General features: G+C 45.3%; 6 protein-coding genes. 4 read left to right on the top strand and 2 right to left on the bottom strand.

The genetic code is table 11. From position 1 onward, the window contains the following. The first annotated feature begins 96 nt into the window (after positions 1-96). From FE392_RS19355 to FE392_RS19345, 3 genes are all read left to right on the top strand, one after another. Positions 97-906: a hypothetical protein gene (locus tag FE392_RS19355; protein ID WP_319931779.1), complete on the top strand. Its 810-nt coding sequence runs from the start codon at positions 97-99 to the stop codon at positions 904-906. Positions 907-1157: 251 nt separating this feature from the next. After that, positions 1158-1907 (top strand): hypothetical protein, encoded by a 750-nt coding sequence (locus tag FE392_RS19350; protein ID WP_319931778.1) that lies wholly within the window; start codon positions 1158-1160, stop codon positions 1905-1907. A 254-nt stretch (positions 1908-2161) separates the two neighbouring features. Then, on the top strand, positions 2162-2590 hold the full coding sequence (locus FE392_RS19345) for a hypothetical protein (RefSeq protein ID WP_319931777.1): 429 nt from the start codon (positions 2162-2164) through the stop codon (positions 2588-2590). A 479-nt stretch (positions 2591-3069) separates the two neighbouring features. On the opposite strand, the gene FE392_RS19340 is transcribed toward FE392_RS19345, so the two are convergent. Both FE392_RS19340 and FE392_RS19335 read right to left on the bottom strand, forming a co-directional pair. Beyond that, positions 3070-3897: an aldo/keto reductase gene (locus FE392_RS19340; RefSeq protein ID WP_319931776.1), complete on the bottom strand. Its 828-nt coding sequence runs from the start codon at positions 3895-3897 to the stop codon at positions 3070-3072. Positions 3898-4225: 328 nt separating this feature from the next. Then, the gene (locus tag FE392_RS19335) at positions 4226-15865 is read right to left on the bottom strand and encodes a non-ribosomal peptide synthetase (protein WP_319931775.1); all 11640 of its coding nucleotides are present in this window, start codon (positions 15863-15865) and stop codon (positions 4226-4228) included. A 478-nt stretch (positions 15866-16343) separates the two neighbouring features. Here FE392_RS19335 and FE392_RS19330 point away from each other — a divergent pair. Beyond that, positions 16344-16960 (top strand): tyrosine-type DNA invertase (locus FE392_RS19330; protein WP_319931774.1); only part of this gene is annotated, 617 nt, incomplete at its 3' end.

Raw genomic sequence — 16960 nt, 5'->3', positions numbered from 1 at the left:
CACTTATTATGTGAATGCAAGATATGTTATGTTTTAGTGTTTTTTTGCGCTCTAATCAAAAATTAGAGCCTTTAAAAATCAGGAATCTTAGCCATTATGATAAAGTTGATAACGTTGATATTATTGCCAGTTACTTTTTTCCTGACAGGGTGCGATTTCCTATCTAATTCAATTTCGGGCTCTTGGCAAACTTATAAAGATAAGTCTGAACCATTTTTACCACCTAAAGAAAATCAATGGATCACAGTAGAAGGAGTTATTCCTCCAAATACTACTCCTATCTTGAAGAGAAGGTATATCTCAAATAAATGCCTGTCTACACACAATACTGCTGGTGGTGACCTTTACCATACCCTTAGGCATCGTGGGGATGATGTGAGTATTTCAGTTAATCCTTCTACGGGTTATTTTAAGGAAAAAATACCTTTTCAAGGAGGAGGTTGGTGCCAATGGCATATTAATACTATTATGTTAGTAATTATGTATAATGATGTTACTCATTTAATGAAAAATGCTGAACCCTATACAGGAACAGGTATAACGGTTTATATAAATGATGCACAAAAACCAAAAGAAATGAAAGAGTTGGTAAACTCTATTAATTATAAACCAACCATTTATCCTTTTCTCAGAAAGGATTATGATTCCCCTAATAAAATAGGCTTATATGGCGAGTCTGGGGGAGCAACTTCGTTTGGGTTAAAGCTAATATCAGGGAGTGAGTGGAAAATAACCTACATGCCTACTTTAGATGAATCAAAAATGCCAAAAATAATTGTTTCAGAAAACCCTCCTGATGTATACCCCAGAGGAAATTCAAGAATCGAGTATCCAAATGGAAAAATAGATTTAGGTAACGATCGCATTGAGTATTGGAAAATTAATAATAAATCACAATGGGAGTGATTTATTGTTAAATATGGTAATAAGGAACTAAGGTAAATACACCAAGGTTCCTTGAATTAATTTATTATCTTGTATTCATCTATTATAGAGACAGAAATGATGCTTAGGCTGTATGAATTCTCAAATAATTACATTATCCGTTACAATAGTTTTACAGTAATTGTTAAGATACAAGATATAGCCTAGCTGGAACTCACTTTAATAACAATTAATTATTTTTCCATAGGTAAAAATCGTATATGGAACAATTTATGAAATACATGAAATTAACTTCTATATTAATTTTATCTCCCTTTTTAGTTGGGTGTGGAGAAATATTAGACTCTAAACTGGATAGATATTTTCCACTGAATACTAAAAATGAAGGGGAATCAATTATTTTTTCTAGCAAATCCCCATCCAACACTCTCCCTAGAGTTCGAGTTGAATATATATCTACAAAGTGTACGAAAATGTCTTTAAATGCTGCTTACACAAAAGTTAATCACCAGGATAAAAAATCAAAAACAGTATGGGATATTGAAAATAAAGGAAATAATAATTTTGAAACCAAGATCCCATTAAATGGCGGGGGTTGGTGCGACTGGAAGCTAAATCAGATCGTTATTGGTCTCATTTACGATAAAAATCGCTTTATCAATAAAGATGTTGAACTCAGTGAGAGTTCAAATTTATTCATTAAGATAGAAAACGATAACAATAAAGTTAAATCAAACACATCTATTAATTACATTGAACGAATATATCCTGTATATGAAAAAATATCAGAAAAATATGAAAGAGTTTTCTTTATATCGCCACATAGAGGTGAGAAATATAATATGTCATTACCCAAAAATACTAATGGTTATATTTATTATAGTCCGAAATTAAATGAATCAAAGGTTACTCATGTTTTCATTTCAGGTAGAAATTCTTTTGTAAAATACCCAAATGGGGAAATAAATTACAATACAAGCCATATTGATTATCAAAAAATAGACAATATAATTTTTAACTAGAAAATCCTGTAAATAATATAATTAATGTAGTTCATTTAGCTCACCTCAATATGAATTGAGGTGAGATTTTAGGTAGTATGGAATGTGTAAAATGGTGTTGGTTATTTAATTTTTATAATTAGAAAATGTTTTTGTAAGAATGGCAGACTTATTGGTGTCTGTTTTTATTTTTCAATAAAAAAGATAGTTATATAAAGTATTACAGTGTTATAATTAATGAAAGCAAAACAATGAGAATGTTGGTGAATTTTAAAATGTATAAAAAAACCATATCGTTAATGTTTATTATATTATCTACCAATGCATATGCATCCGAGTGGTCTATATCGATTGGTTGTTTTACCTCTGATACTAAAAAACCAATCAATATAAAATTTGTAGATATGTATTCAAAAAAAGACAATGCCAGAGTTGGCTATGTTAAGTATGAGAATTCCCATATGGCCATACCAATTTATTTGGTGAAGGAAGTTTCTGAAATGTTATCTGAAGGCAGACCATTTCAGTATGAAACCGTATGGAATGAAACAATTAAAGGGGAATTTAATGGCTCATATACAGTTATTTCACAAGGAGCAAGGTATTATGGATTTACATATATAAATAAAAGAGGTAAAAAAGTGAATTTTGAAGAAAATATGGATGTTTATAATGTGGAAAAGGAAGATTGTATTTGGAATTAACTCATTGATTTTGTAATATACATTGTGCAGTTTTCTGTTTTTTTATATGTTAGCTTCAACAATAAAGCATTCTCATTAAGAATGAGTCTTGGGTTCGATTAAAAATTCCAAAAATTATCATCTCAGAAAATATAGAACCTAACGCATATCCTAGAGCGAAATTAAGAGTTGAATGCCCAGATGGAAAAATAGATTTAAACAGAGATTCTATTGATTATTGGAAAATAAATAATACGTCTGGTTGCCTATTACCTGAAACCGAAAAAGCCATTACTGAATATCACTAATACTGAATAAACAGCATTTCAAGTAATGGCTTATACGCAATGGATTTCAAGTTACATCGCGGCGGTAAGGGAATAAATTCCCAGGAGCATAGATATCTATGTGACTGGGGGGGAGCGCAGCCAACAAAGAGGCGGCCTGAAAGACGAAGTGTATAAACCGATCTCAGGTTAAGGTGTTATACTATCTTCTCTTTACACAAGATCATACTTTTCTGGGTTTGTTCCTACTCGTTTATTGCAATCAAGTGTATTGATTTTCATCATTTCGTTTTTAGTTAATGAAAAATCAAATATATTAAAATTTTCAACAATGCGTGATGGAGTAATAGATTTTGGAATTGTTATAATATTATTTTGAATATTCCAACGCAGAATCACTTGTGCAGGTGATTTTTCATATTTTTTAGCGATATTTGTAATTATTGGATTTGCTAGTATTTCTCCACCCTGCATTAAAGGAGACCATGCCTCTACTTGAATTTTTTCTTTTTGACAAAAATGACGTAGTTCAAATTGTGCAAGCATAGGATGTAGTTCGATTTGATTAACCATCGGTTTGATTTTTGAATTTGCCATTAAATGTTCTAAATGGTGAACATGGAAATTACAAACGCCAATAGCACGTACTCTTCCTTCTTGATATAGTTTTTCAAAAGCACGATATGTTTCTACATACTTACCATGGACAGGCCAATGGATTAAATATAAATCCAGATATTCTAATTGTAATTTTTTTAAACTTAAATCAAACGCTTTAAGGGTGGATTCATATCCTTGATCATCATTCCATAATTTAGTAGTAATAAATAGATTTTCACGAGCAACATTAGATTCCAGAATAGCTTCTCCAACTCCAGTCTCATTTTTATAGATTGCAGCCGTATCAATCATTCTATATCCTGTTTCGAGCGCTTTTTTAACAGCCTGTTTTACTATCACTCCATCTTCTGTCTTATATACGCCTAAACCAATATTCGGCATTCTTATACCATTATGAAGTATTATTTCTTGAGTATTCATAATATTCCACTCCTCTTTCTTATTATTTGAATAGAATAATAAAAATAAATCAATCTATGAGTCTGTCAAGGATCTTTCTAATAATATAACCCAAAAGGTTAAATTAATGATTTGCAGACTAATATTCAACTTTAGTTCGCAGCTCTTCCAAAGCCATCTGTATTTTTCCAACCAACCCAATGTAGTGGATTGCTGAATTTGGCCACCTAAACACTGATGATCCAATAACAAACGGTTTTATCGCCCTGAACAGCTATTGGTGAACACAACAATGGCCGTCTCTTGATCTCTAACCGGAGATCAAGAGACAAAGCCTTTAGGATGGAAATCAAGAACTCGCCACAACCACAGCCAATTCACATAAGGTCGGGTGAGTAAATAACGTCGTTAACGGGATTTGCATGCCTTGTTCATGCATACGGGACAGCAACTGTATTGCCAACAGCGAATGTCCACCGAGTGTGAAAAAATTGTCGTGTCGGCTGATTTGATCCCGTTTCAGTAATTGCTGCCAAATCTCAGCCAGTAACGTTTCTGTATCACCTGTTGGTGCTTCATGATCGAATGATTCAATCACTGCTTGAACCGGAATGAACGGCTCTTGCGGGAAATCTATCTGTAATTGTCGATGCTCAGTAATGGATAAAACAGGAATATCGATGATAGGGGAGCCCGGCTCAGTTTCCAATGCCTTAACCAGCCCCGTCAGCGCGATGGTCATATGGGCGAGCATGCGCTCCGGTTCAATGTCTTGCACCGTCTGGGCAGCCAGCCGGAAACCTTTGCCCAAATCATCCACCGCCAGATAGAGAGGATAATTCGTCGTTTCCTGTGCTGTTACCAATTCTATGCCTTCCCAGGTATCGCGGGTCGTATCTGACGGACTGTGACGATAGTTGAGCAACGCAGTAAAGAGTGGCAGAGGTGATTTTACGCCACTGCAAGATTGAGCCAATGCCAGTGATGCCTGTTCATGATCCAGTAATCGGGTCAAGCTGCGGTAAGTTGCTTGTACGACTGTTTGCACACTGTTCCCGCCAAGTCGGAGCCGTATGGGCAGGGTATTGATAAACAGCCCCGGCGTCCGCGTGATGTCAGCATTGCTTTGCATGCGTCCCAGTAAAACGGTGCCGAAAACGACATCATCCCGCCCACTGAGTTTTGCCACGACTTGTGCCCAAGCAACATGGAACAATACCCCGGGACTGACCCCTTGGCAACGTGCCTGTTTGCGGATTTCCCTCGACAATGAGGCATTCAGTAACTTTATGGCCTCTGTGATGGTTTTGTTGCTGCTGTAAGTATCCAAAATGCCGAAAGGGGCGGTTGGCGTATCTACGTCAGCAAGTACATCATGGAAGTAGGTTTCATGTTCAGATGCAGGTACACGCAGGGACTGACTGATAAAATCACGGTAAGGCAGCAATGGAGAAAATTGCGGCGCACATGAATCTTCAAGTGATAACTGGCCGGAATGTGGGTACAGAAGTTGATGGATTTCAGTGGTGATCAGATCCAGCGAGACATGATCATTGATGATGTGATGGCTGCACAAGGCCAGTAACCATTTTCCTTGATGCGGATCGTAGGCGATATCGGCAGAGAAGAGCGGAGCCTGAGTGATATCAATGCGATGTCGGTGCGGATCTGTGTATGCCTTCAACTGAGACTGAACGTCTTTATCGCTGTCTGCTTTATTATCTGGAATATTGTCCGGAACAAATGTATTGACGTGCAAGGAAGCCTGACGCCAAACGACTTGTACCGGCTGGGATACGTTTTGCCAACAGATGGCTGTCCGCAGGATATCGTGGCGGTCGATGGTTTGCTGAAAAGCAGCCAGAAAAGCATCGAGGCGTTCACGGGTATCGAATGTCAGCATGACATGCAGCAGATAGGTATCTCCTTGTGTTTGCAGAAGATGATGAAACAGCATGCCTTCCTGAAGTGGTGCCAGTGGGTAGATATCCTGAATATTGGCAGAACCGCCGGGTACGGTTGCCGCAATGGCATCAATCTCGTGCTGCGTTAAGGAGATGAGAGGCAACATATCGGGGGTAATAGTGTTGCAGTTATCAGGAATGAGATTAGGGGGCACGAAAGAGATCTGTGATTTGTCATTGCTAGAGCGTACGGCTTTCGCCATATCTGCCAGTACCGGAGCGGTAAACACGGCTCGGATATCCAGCCCCAGCCCTTGGTTACGCAGCCGCTCTATCAGACTGACTATCATCAGTGAATGGCCGCCGAGTTCAAAGAAATGATCGTAACGGCTCACCTTATCCAATCCCAATAATGTCTGCCAAATTTCCGCCAGCGCCATTTCTGTACTGCCGGCGGGCGGTGCATAAGCACGGGTCACAAGCGCGGTGTGATCTGGCATCGGTAGCGCCTGACGGTCAATTTTTCCATTGGGTGCCAATGGGAAGGCATCAAGTATCACAAAAGCGCTGGGCAGCATGTATTCGGCAAGGTGTTGTGCCAGTTGTTGGCGTAGCTCTGCCGGTGTTAATTTCACATCAGGTTCAGCGAGCAGGTAGGCAACAAGGCGTTTTTCTCCCTCTATTGTTTTAGTGGCGCTATTTTTATCGGCAATCGCTGTTTTAGCGGAAATAGAGTGATCGGAAAGATCTTGGCGGGCAAGTACGATAGCTTCACGAACACCGCGGCATTGCAGCAGTCTGGTCTCAATTTCTCCCAGTTCAATCCGGAAGCCACGAATTTTGACCTGAAAATCATTGCGGCCAAGGTATTCAATATTACCGTCAAGTCGCCAACGAGCCAGATCACCGGTTTTATACATACGCGCATTGGGATATTTGCTGAATGGATCGGCGACAAACCTTTCGGCTGTCAGCTCTGGCTGGTTCGAATAACCACGGGAGACCCCCATGCCACCGATATAAATTTCTCCGCACACACCGACAGGAACCGGCTGACCGAATTTATCCAAAATATAGATGCAGGTATTGGAGAGCGGGCGGCCAATTGGAATATTGTCGTTGATGGTCGAAATATTACGGTGATCAACCAACAATACACTGGCAGTGACCGTTATCTCTGTGGGGCCGTAAGCGTTGAACCAGCGGCAGGACTGCGTTGCTGGGTGAGACAGCCAATCTCTCAGGTAGCGGTGCTCGACTTTATCGCCGCCAACAATCACCGTGTGCAGGCAGGGGCTGAAACCACAGCTTCCGGCCATCATTTCTTGCACCCAATGATGCCAGAATGCGGTTGGAATATTAATGATGGTGATGGCTTGTTCACGCAGGAAATCGATAAACGTGTGATTCGGCACTTTGATATGGGGTGGACGCAGGATTAATGTCGCTCCAGATGCCAGTGTCGGGAAAATATCTGACACTGAAATATCAAACGCGACGGTCACAAATTGTAAAACGCGATCCCCCGGACAAGGATGGCTGACCTGACGCTGGGCGTGGATCAGGCTCACAACATTGCGGTGCTCCACCATAACGCCTTTAGGGTGTCCGGTTGAACCCGAAGTATAGATAATGTAGGCCAGATGGTGGGGTTGAAGCCCCAGACGCTTGCTGTCAGGGTTATGTTCAGGCTGCTTCTCGGTACGCCTTTGATGGGTTTCATCATCCAATAGCCAGATCGATAATCCCTGAATTGATGATGCACCTTGGTGTAGGTTCTGCTGTAAATGTCGTTGGGTCAGCAATATGACCGGATTACTGTCTGATAACTGATAGATCTGGCGCTCAGCAGGGTATTCAGGATCAAGGGGGATGTAACCGGCACCGGCTTTTAAGATCCCGAGCAGTCCGATAATCATATCTACACTGCGTTCAACACAAATCGCCACGCGATCAGCCGGGCGTACACCGAAGGCTATCAAGCTGTGTGCCAGTTGGTTGGCGCGGCAGTTTAATTCATGGTAGCTCAGGGATTGGTCTGCAAATACGACTGCGGCTGCATCTGGAGTGCGTTGTACCTGCGCTTCGAAGTAGCCGTGAATTAAGGCATCCGGCGAAATGTTCGCCTGTGGGGCATTAAAATCAACCAATAACTGACGGCGCTCTGCGACAGATAACATCGGCAGGTGGGCAATGTCCCGTGTTTCATCGGCGGCCATCGCGGCCAAAACATTATTGAAATGGCCCGCAATACGCTCAATCGTCGTCCGATCGAATAAATCTAGGGCATATTCCAAATAGCCTTCAAGACCGTTACTGGTCTCAGTGAGTGACAGGGTTAAATCAAAATGCGCATAGTGGCGCGCCTGTTCCATCAATGAAACGGTTAAATCCGGCAATTCAAACGATTGGGTTGGAATATTGTTCAACGCCAGCATGGTCTGGAAAATCGGGCTGTAGCTCAAGCTACGTTCAGGTTGCAGGCTCTCCACTAACTGTTCAAACGGCAAATCCTGATGTGCATAGGCTGTCAGTGACTGCTCACGGACATGGGAAAGCAGTTGGGCTACGGTGCGGCAATTTTCCAGTTTGATGCGCAATGGCAGGGTATTGACGAAAAATCCAATGACACCTTCCAACTCTTTGTGTGGGCGATTGGCAACCGGTATGCCAATCACGATATCGTCTTGCCCACTCAAGCGGGCAAGGACAGCTCCCCAAGCTGCCAGCAGTGTCATGAATAGTGTTGTGCCCTGACGCTGCCCAAGGGATTGAAGGGCATTCAATGTGCCGGTTTCCAGATGGATAGGAACATAGCTGCCTGTATAGCGCTGTTCTGGGGGACGAGGGCGATCGGTAGGCAAGGTCAGTAATGCAGGGGCATCCCGAAGTTGCTCCCGCCAGAAATCTTGCTGTGCGGTGATGCGATCGTCCCGCAGCCATTCTTGCTGCCAGACAGCATAGTCGGCGTACTGGATGGGCAAAGGCGGTAAAGGTGATCCCTGTTTTGCAAGGGCTGCCCGGTAAAGTACGCCCAATTCACGGATAAGTATTCCTATCGACCAGCCATCGGTAATGATGTGGTGCTGGGTAAGGATAAATACATGTTCTTCATCTGCCAGTTGCAGTAACTGACCACGAATTGAGGGCTCATTGGTGAAATCAAATGGAGTTCTCGCTTCGAGGGCTATTTGTTCTTCAAGGCGTTTTCTGTAGGCGGTTGCATGAGATGTTGTCGGGTCAGAGCCGCGCAAATCATCATAAGATAAAACAAAGCCGGTATCCGCTGGATCTATGTGCTGGTATGGCTGCCCATCAATGAGTAAAAAGCGAGTGCGCAAAATTTCATGCCGGGAGACAAGGCGGTTAAGTGCCTCCGCAAATGCGGCATGGTTAAGTTGCCCGTTGAAGCGCAGTATTGTCGGGATCTGGTAAGCCAGATTGGCCGTAGAATTGAGGCAAGCCAAAAACCACAGGCGTTGCTGGGCGAAGGCAAGCGGCAACGCTTGATTGCGATCGGCGACGGGAATGGTTGATTGAGCCACGGAGGGAGCCTTTGCCAGCACTGTTGCCAAGTCAGCAAAAATAGGGTTGGCAAAGAACTGTGGCAAGGAGAGTTCCAGCGATAGTGTCAGGCGCACCTGTGCAATAAGCTGGACAGCAAGCAGAGAGTGTCCTCCGAGTTCGAAAAAGTGGTCATGGCGGCCTACTTTTTCCAGCCCCAATAATGTTTGCCAAATTTCAGCCAGCGCGGTTTCCAGTTTACCGGCAGGCGCTTCGTAGCTATGCGTTACGATTGCTGCCTGATCGGGGACAGGCAGTGCTTTACGGTTGAGTTTGCCATTGGGTGTCAGCGGAAAGGCTTCAAGGATGACAAAAGCACTGGGGATCATATAGCCAGCCAAATGCCGGGCAAGTTGCTGACGCAGTTCAGCGGGCATCAGTTCTACATCTGATTCTGCCAGCAGATAAGCCACCAGACGTTTTTGGTTCGGTTCGTCTTCACGCATCATGACGATGGTTTCACGCACTCCCCGACATTGGGCGAGCCGAGCTTCAATTTCTTCCGGCTCGATACGGAAACCGCGTAACTTGACTTGAAAATCATTGCGGCCGAGGTATTCAATATTGCCATCAGGCAACCAACGGCCCAAATCACCGGTTTTGTACATACGCGCATTTAATTCTGATGAGAACGGATCTATCAGAAAGCGCCCGGCGGTCAATTCCGGGTGATTCAAATAACCACGGGCAACACCGGCACCGGCGATATAAATTTCGCCTGCAACACCAAGGGGAGCGGGTTGGCCTTGGGTGTCGAGAATATAGACCCGGGTGTTGGCAATGGGGCGGCCGATATGATTAACAAAACCGGAAGCTCTCTCCATGCATGTCCAGGTCGAGTAGGTTGTTGTTTCAGAAGGGCCATATAGATTGCATACATTTTGCACGGATGAGCTTGTGAATAATTGCTCAACGATATGCGGTTTCAATGCTTCACCGGCCAAATTGACCGTGTGAACGGTGGGTGGAATGGAGTCAGTTTCCAGCAATTGGGCAATGGCCGATGGCACAGTATTGATGAGGCTGATGGCATCACTTTTTTCGGGCAATGGTTCTGCCGAAAGTCGTTCTGTCGCGATTAATGACAACGCATCGGAAACAATATGCACTGTGCCACCAGAAATGAGCGGGGCAAAGCATTCATACACCGCCAGATCAAAACTGTATGAGGTGGCAAAAAGGGTATGTGCCAACGCTTTCTGGCTGAACGTTCGTTGTGCCCAAGTGAGAAAATTGACTGTATTGCGATGAGTGATAGCCACCCCTTTAGGTAATCCGGTGGAACCGGAGGTATAAATCACGTAAGCCAGATGATGGGATGTCAAACCCAGTCGCTTGGCATCCAGATTATTTTTTGATTGTGGCTCAATGGGGGATTCTTTATCTTCGAAGAAGCTGTCGATGAACACCGTGGGGGCAAGATGAGTCAGTTTGTCAGCCAACAATTCATCAGCCAATAATCTATCCGCCAGCGATGTTTGTGTAAGGACAAGCACGGGGGCTGAATCTTCCAGCATATAGGCCAGCCGCTCAGCCGGATAAGCAACATCGAGCGGGACATAAGCTCCTCCCGCTTTAAGGATGGCAAGCAGCCCTACCACCATTTCCAGATTGCGCTCAACACAAATTGCCACCCGATCATCGGGATGCATGCCCAGTGCAACCAAATGATGGGCCAGACGGTTAGCCCGCTGGTTCAGTTCATCATAACTGAATGATTGTCTGTCACAGACGAGCGCAGTGGCATTGGGAGTTTGCGCCACTTGTGCTTCAACTAATTGGTGAATTAACGCATCGTGTGGAAAATCAGCTTGTGTGGCATTGAAATCGACCAGCAATTGCCGGCGTTCTGCGGCAGGCAGAATAGAAATATTCAGGATAGGCTTTTGTGGCTCGTTATCCAATGCTGCCACCAATCCTGTCAGGGCAGTGATGACATAATCGATTAAGCGTTCTGCATCAATGCCTGAAACCGTTTGGGCAATTAAGCTGAAATCATCACCTAAATCGTCTACGGACATCATGATGGGATAATTTGTCCTTTCCCGTACTTCCAGCAAGCGGACGCCTTCCAATGTGGTATGGATGGCACCCGGTGTGGTGTGGCGGTAATTGAGCAGCGAACTGAAAAGTGGCTGGGAAGCTGGCACACTGCTGCAACGCTGTGCCAGCACCAGCGGTGCCTGCTCATGTTCCAGTAATTTTATCAGGCGATGATGAGTGGCTTGCAATGTTTCTTGCACGCTATTTCCCGCCAATGGAATGCGTACGGGAAGTGTATTGATAAATAGCCCCATAATTTGTTCTATGCCGGCATTTCCCTGCATCCGGCCCAGCAACACCGTGCCAAAAACCACATCATTTTGCCCACTGGTATGTGCCAGTACCTGTGCCCATGCAACATGAAACAAAACGGTGGGGCTGATGCCCTGACGGCGGGCCTGTGTCCGGATTGCCGTGGCCAGCGCAGGTTCCATGATCCGTGAGGCTTCTGCTACCTGTCTATCCCCGCTGAGCACATCCATTACACCGAAAGGCGCGGTTGAAATTTCTATGTCGGCAAGCTCTTCACGGAAATAGGCTTCGTGTATTTCTGACGGCATACTCAGGGATTGGGCGACAAAGTTCCGGTAAGGCAGAGCCTCAGATAAATGTTCAACATGAACGTGTTGGTGTTTGGCATGGGAATCAAGCTGTTCGTTAATTTCAGTGAGGACAAGTTCCAGCGTCATGTGATCACTGACTAAATGATGGAAGCTCAGGGAAAGCAGCCATTCATCCTGCTGGGGTTCATAAGCGATATCGGCAGAAAAAAGCGGGGCTTGGCTGACATCGATACGGCGCCGGGCAGGATCGGTATGCGACAGTAGTTGAGACAACACATCTTCTCCGCTATCCGGGGTTAATAAATTGATGGGCAGCGATGCCTGACGCCACACAACTTGCACCGGATGCGTCAATCCTTGCCAGCATATGCCTGTGCGCAGAATGTCATGGCGGTTTATGACCTGCTGCAAGGCCGCCAGAAAATCATCAAGCCGTCTGCGGGTGTCAAAAGCATACAGAGTGCGCAGGAGGTAAGTGTCTCCCTGCGTTTGCAGCAAATAATGGAACAGTATGCCTTCCTGCAATGGCGCGAGTGGGTAGATATCCTGAATATTGGCAGCCCCACCGGGAACCATTGCGATGATGGCATCTATTTCATTTTGCGTCAGGGAAACCAGAGTCAGCATGTCCGGGGCAATCGCTGTGCAATCGGCAGGAATGAGGTTGGGAGGCACAGTGAATGTAGTTGTATCGCCCTGAACAACCCCCATTGATTTAGCCATTTCCGCCAGTAATGGTGCCGCGAACACCGTATGGATATCAAGTAACCATCCTAAACTGTACAACTGCTCAACCAGCCTGACGGCTATCAGAGAATGCCCGCCGAGTTCGAAAAAGTGATCATGGCGGCTCACATTCTCCAGTCCCAGCAGCGTTTGCCAGCCTTGGGCCAAGGCAATTTCAGCCGGGCTTGCCGGGGCATCATAACCATACGTTACGATGGCACTCTGATCGGGAGCGGGCAAGGCCCGGCGATCCAATTTGCCGTTGGGAGTTTGCGGGAAAGTGTCAAGCGTCACGAAAGCACTGGGGATCATGTAGTCAGCCAGTTTTTGCGTGAGTTGCTGGCGTAACTGTATCGGCACCAATTCTGCATCTGGCTTTGCGAGCAGGTAGGCTACAAGGCGTTTCTGGCCGGAACTGTCTTCCCGGTCTATCACAACGGCTTCGCGCACGCCTTCGCACTGTGTCAGGTGCGTTTCAATTTCTCCCAGTTCGATCCGGTAACCGCGCAATTTGATTTGAAAATCGTTGCGGCTGATGTACTCAATATTGCCGTCAGGCAACCAGCGGGCCAGATCGCCGGTTTTGTACATGCGTGCTCCGGTGACGGTTGAGAAAGGATCTGGCAGGAAAACTTGCTGCGTGAGTTCCGGGCGATTGAGGTAGCCGCGGGTCACTCCCGCACCTCCAATGTAGATCTCTCCTATGCAGCCAATCGGAACAGGCTGGCCGTGGCTATCCAGAATATAAATCTGAGTATTGGCGATGGGGCGCCCAATCGGCGGCGCATTGATTTCTTGCTCGTTACATGGATAGAGAGTGGCGCAAATGGTGGTTTCTGTTGGCCCATAGCCATTAAACATTTGTCGCCCGTGCGCCCAACGTTTGACCAGCGTTAACGGACAAACTTCACTGCCGGTTATCAAAACTTGCAATGTATCGGGAATGGAATCCATAGCCGCTAAAGCGGTGGGTGACAGAAACAGATGGGTAATGGCATGGGTTTCCAGATAGCGGGATAACGTTGCACCGGGCAGGATATCGGCGCGCTTGGCAAGGTAGAGCTGGCTTCCCGCCATAAGAGCCATGCAGCATTCCCAGATATAGACATCGAAACTATTTGAAACAAACTGCAAAAGGCGGCTGTTTGGCGTAAGGGAAAGTATTTTTTGCTGGGTGGTAATCAAGTTACATAAACCGAAATGCTCAACCATAACCCCCTTGGGTTGCCCGGTTGAGCCGGAAGTATAAATCACATAAGCGAGATTGCGTGAAGTTAACCCTAAAGCCTGACTGTCCGGGTTCTCTTCCCATTTTTCATCTAAGGCAGGCTGATCTTTATTATCAAGTTTGCCGCCTTCCAGCATGATTGTAGGGATATGACTGATTGAGAGCAGGTTGCCCAGCATTTCTGCCGTGGCTGGTTGAATGATCAGCGCCACGGGGGCTGAATCATTGAGCATATAGCCCAGCCGTTCAGCCGGGTAAGTCGGATCGAGCGGTACATAGGCACCGCCCGCCTTAAGGATGCCCAACAGGCCAATCACAATATCCAGACTGCGTTCGGCACAAATCGCCACCCGATCGTCTGGACGCACTCCCAAGGCAATCAATTGGTGGGCCAAACGATTGGCGTGACGATTCAATGCGTCATAACTCAGGGAGTGATCTTCAAAGACGGCGGCAATCGCATCGGGAGTCGATTTGACTTGTGCTTCGAACAGTTGATGGATTACTGCATTCTCAGGGAAATCAATCTGGGGGGCGCAGAAATCCGCCAGCACTTTTTGGCGCTCATCTTCCGGCAAAATCGGCAAATTGGCTATCGGGGTATCGGGTGATGCAAGGGCCGCATCAAGCAATACCGCGAGGCGGGATTTCAGCGCCATAATCTCTTCGGCGCTCAGATAATCAGTGGAGAAATTAAATTCAATGGTTATGGGAGGGTTATCATCGCCAAGGCCGAGGGCATACTGTTTTACCGAAATCGAGAGCGGGTAGGGAGGAATGCCCCGGTAGAGTTCAAAATATTTGACTTGGGCATCTTCTCCTTCGATATGCAGATCCGCATTAAATAGCTCAATGGACAATGCAATATCAAACAGGTTGGCACGGCCGGTTTTTTGCTGAATATGCGTCCTGCGGCTGACTTCAGTCATGGGAACACGTTGATGTCTATAACTCTGGTTAAATTCGGCCTCAGCCTTTTGCATGACATCATAGAGCGTGTCTTCGGGAGCAACCGTCACCCGGATAGGGATCACCGATACAAACACCCCCAATGTTTTTTTTTGCCGGGCATTTTTTCGATTGTGCACAGGAATGCCGATGACGATTTCATCTGTCCCTGCTGTTCGCGCGAAATAGCAGGCAATTACCGCATACATAAAATACAGGAAAGGCAATCCCTGTCTGGCAAAGGTTGTTTCAATGCGTCGGGCCATCGTTGGTTCAAGCTGCCAAAAAATATTTTCGGCTTTCCCCTGCCTTGCGGTTTTATCGGCATGTACGGGATACAGCAATGGTGATGGCGGTTTTTCAAAACGCTGCAACCAAAATTGTAAATCCTGCGAATAGGCCTGAGAATCGAGGTAAGTCCGCTCATTCTGGACGAAGTCCAGATAAGAGAAGGCGTTCCAGCTCAATGGTTCTTCCCTCATCAGGCAGTTGTAGGCATTGATCACATTGTTAAGCAGCGTGAATAATCCCGTACCATCATTGAGCAAGTGATGGCAGCAAAATTGCCAATAACGGCAAGACTGGCTGACCTGCAATAGTTCAGAGCTCCACAGCGTTCCATTCAGGTGGAACTGGCGTATAAACGTGGCATCGATATGTTGTTTAGTTTGAGTTTCTGCATCTGGATAAGGTGAAAAATCGCGTATGACCATGGAGGCAGGGCAAGTATCCACAACCTCTTGAGAGGGGAGCCCATGAATGTCGGTAAATTGTAAACGCAATGCATCATGGTAATGAACTGCTTCTTCAAACGCACGTGCGAACAAGGCTTCATTCAGTTTTCCCTCTATGCGGATAAAAAAACCGATGTTGTAATTGGATGAATCAGGGCGGATAGCCTGTTCCAGCCAGATAGCCTGCTGTATGGTGCTGAGGGGCGAAGTATGGCAGGAGGCGGAGCCATTACCAATCGGCAGAGAAATTTCTGATGAGTGATTGGGGTTAATTGACATGTTTATTTCTCCTTTAACAGCTCAAATTTGATCTGATCCATTTGCTTGAAATAAGGGAGTTATTCGCTCTGTAAACTCTTTAACATTCACAGAAAAAAACTAAACATCATTCAAATATAAGAATATTTAACTTAATTTTATGTGTAAAATTAACAATTAAAGTTAAATTATCCAAACGGTAATCAATTGTCGATATTTTATTTTTAACACAGAGTGGGTTGGCGTTATTCAGGAGGAAGGGGCAGCAGAAAGTGAATTTTAGTTATTTGATTAAATTTTAGTTATTTGATTAATAGTGGAAATGCATTAGTTCAACTGAATTGGGAAAACGAACTGGCAAAATGGTCGCATCTACTTTTCCAATGCTCCTCACCTTGCACATCATAAATAATCAGCAACACTAATAACTGGTTCATTTTATTATTCTATCGTCAAGGCCTAATGGAACAGGCTTCCATTATTTTCTGGAGATGAAACCATGTTAAAACGCAAATACCTGACCCAACCGGAAATCGAAGTCCTGCTGAGGGAACTGGGCAAACAAGCGCATGCGGAGAGGAATATCTGCATGATATTTATGGGATTTATTCACGGATTCCGTGTCTCTGAACTGTTGAATCTGAAACTGTCGGATGTGGATTTGAACAGCCGCAGCCTGCGTGTCCAGCGCCTGAAAAACGGGTTTTCCACCATTCACCCGATGGTAGAGCGCGAAATCCAGTTGCTTCGCCACTGGCTGGTGGAGCGGCAGAGTTATTTATCCAAGGCGTCGCCGCATAAGCAAACGGGTGACAATACCGAGTGGCTGTTTCTCTCCCGACACGGGCAACGCATGTCGCGCCAGCAAATGTATAAGATCATCAGACAGACCAGTCTGAAAGCAAAATTGTCGATATGCGCGAATCCGCACATGTTGAGGCATGCCTGTGGTTATGCGCTGGCAGACAACGGCGTCGATACCCGCCTGATTCAAGACTATCTGGGCCACCGAAATATCCGCCATACTGTCCGCTACACCGCGAGTAATGCGGGTCGCTTCGATACTGTGTGGGTGCCAAATGGAAAACGCTCACGGTTGACAATTAGTACCCAACT

The sequence above is a fragment of the Xenorhabdus santafensis genome (genome assembly GCF_033949405.1).
GTDB classification, from domain to species: domain Bacteria; phylum Pseudomonadota; class Gammaproteobacteria; order Enterobacterales; family Enterobacteriaceae; genus Xenorhabdus; species Xenorhabdus santafensis.
Note: the sequence above shows the minus strand (reverse complement) of the source record. Positions and strands in the feature narration are given on the sequence as shown.

Bases quoted from the DNA above. Each gene is read 5' to 3' on its own strand.
- FE392_RS19355 (WP_319931779.1), top strand. From the start codon at position 97: ATGATAAAGTTGATAACGTTGATATTATTGCCAGTTACTTTTTTCCTG.
- FE392_RS19350 (WP_319931778.1), top strand. From the start codon at position 1,158: ATGAAATACATGAAATTAACTTCTATATTAATTTTATCTCCCTTTTTA.
- FE392_RS19345 (WP_319931777.1), top strand. From the start codon at position 2,162: ATGTATAAAAAAACCATATCGTTAATGTTTATTATATTATCTACCAAT.
- FE392_RS19340 (WP_319931776.1), bottom strand. From the start codon at position 3,897: ATGAATACTCAAGAAATAATACTTCATAATGGTATAAGAATGCCGAAT.
- FE392_RS19335 (WP_319931775.1), bottom strand. From the start codon at position 15,865: ATGTCAATTAACCCCAATCACTCATCAGAAATTTCTCTGCCGATTGGT.